Consider the following 1673-nt stretch of genomic DNA (forward strand, 5'->3'; position numbering starts at 1 on the left):
GATTGGCTCGAATGCCATAAAAGCCTGGAGTCTAGATTGAATTCCCCGCTCGCCGCGCTCTTCCTGCGCGAATGGCGCGTGGCGCGCCGCATCGGCGGCTCGGGCGCAATGGGCGTCGTGTTCTTCCTGACGCTCGTCGCGATCGTGCCCTTCGCCGTTGGGCCGGATCCCAATCTCCTCGCCCGCATCGGCCCGGCGATTCTCTGGATCGCGGCGCTGCTGGCGACGCTGCTCTGTCTCGATCGCCTGTTTCAGGCCGACGCCGAGGATGGCTCGCTGGATCTCTTCCATCTTTCCGAGACCCCGCTCGAATTGGCGGTGCTCGTCAAATGCACGGCGCATTGGGCGGCGACCGGCCTGCCGCTCGTTCTCGCCGCGCCGTTTCTGGGGTTGATGCTGCAACAGGAATGGATGGCGCTTCTTGGCGTCGTCGCGACGCTGCTTGTCGGCACGCCGGCGCTCACACTGATCGGCGCCATCGGCGCGGCGGCGACAGTGACCGTGCGTCGCGGCGGCCTGCTCATGGCGCTGCTCGTTCTGCCGCTGACGATCCCAGTGCTGATCTTCGGCGTCTCCGCCGCTGAGGCGGCGAGCGGCGGAACCGTGCCCTTCTACGCGCCCTTCGCGATTCTTTGCGCGATCACGCTCGCCGCTCTCGCGCTCTGCCCCTTCGCGGCCGCCGCGGCGCTGCGTTACCTCGGCGAATAGCAGCGCTTAATCGATGCACACGCGCCCGCTGTTCGAACGGCCGGTCAGGCTGTGCGTATGGTTGCCGCTGCCGCTCGTGACATGGACGAAGTTCTTCATCTGCCCGCGCCGTCCAAACACGCAGCGCTTGGCGTTGCCGATCTTAAACGCCCCCGGCGTCGTGCAGAAAGCCGAGTCGCCGCGCCATTCCCTGCCGCCGCCGTGCGCATAGAAGAAGTAATTATGCGGATCGGACGTCTCGCTGCGCAGGACGACTCTTTCGCAGCCGCCGCAGGCGCGAAGCTTCCACCATCCCTCCGACGTGAATCCGCCGCTTGGGCTGACCCAGGCCGCCGCGACTGTGACCTGATCGGGCGTTCTGTTGCAGACGGTCAAATCCGCCTTCGCGGGCGGCGCAAAAGCGCAGGATGCGACGACAAGCGCGATCGAAAGACGAAAAGCATGCATTTCACCCTCCAAAAAATGAGCTTTGAAATTGCGATAGAGCCAACAGCGCTTACTCAAGCAGCTGACGCGTTCTTCGCACCGGCGCTCGACGGTCAGCTTGCGCGCGCGGGGAAGGCTGCGAGCGTGAAGGCGATCGCGAGCGCCAGGAGCAGCGCCAGATGCAGGACGCGATTGCGCAGTCTGGACATTTCTCGACTCCTTCAAAAGTGACGCGCCGAGCCCGACAGGCCACGGGCGGCAAATATGATTATGATCAAAATAGCGTCCGGCGCTTCGTCCGGTTAGCTGAGAGAGGCGCAAGAAAGATTGGCGTCGCAGCACAGCCGAGAGCTGCGCGCATGGCTAGTTGCGGTGGATAGCGTCTTCCCAAAGGTGTTATACGAATAGTATCGACTAAGCTTCTCTGTGGATGCTACCTCAGCATTCTTGATTGCTGGTCCACATGCACAGCTACTGAGTACAGGAAGATGGACTTGGATTCGGCTTTAAAAATTATCCAAATGGGATTTTACGTGGTG

General features: G+C 62.4%; 2 protein-coding genes. One reads left to right on the plus strand and one right to left on the minus strand.

Features of this window, described 5'->3' with window-relative positions; all coding sequences use genetic code 11:
* Nucleotides 1-36 precede the first annotated feature (36 nt).
* Nucleotides 37-708, plus strand: coding sequence for a heme exporter protein CcmB (ccmB, locus tag NEI07_RS09935; RefSeq protein WP_256034315.1), 672 nt, complete (start codon nucleotides 37-39; stop codon nucleotides 706-708).
* A 6-nt stretch (nucleotides 709-714) separates the two neighbouring features.
* On the opposite strand, the gene NEI07_RS09940 is transcribed toward ccmB, so the two are convergent.
* The gene (locus NEI07_RS09940) at nucleotides 715-1155 is read right to left on the minus strand and encodes a DUF1036 domain-containing protein (RefSeq protein WP_256034314.1); all 441 of its coding nucleotides are present in this window, start codon (nucleotides 1153-1155) and stop codon (nucleotides 715-717) included.
* Nucleotides 1156-1673: the final 518 nt, after the last annotated feature.

The sequence above is a fragment of the Methylocystis suflitae genome (genome assembly GCF_024448135.1).
In the GTDB taxonomy this organism is placed as follows: Bacteria; Pseudomonadota; Alphaproteobacteria; order Rhizobiales; family Beijerinckiaceae; genus Methylocystis; species Methylocystis suflitae.

Bases quoted from the DNA above. Each gene is read 5' to 3' on its own strand.
- NEI07_RS09940 (WP_256034314.1), bottom strand. From the start codon at position 1,155: ATGCATGCTTTTCGTCTTTCGATCGCGCTTGTCGTCGCATCCTGCGCT.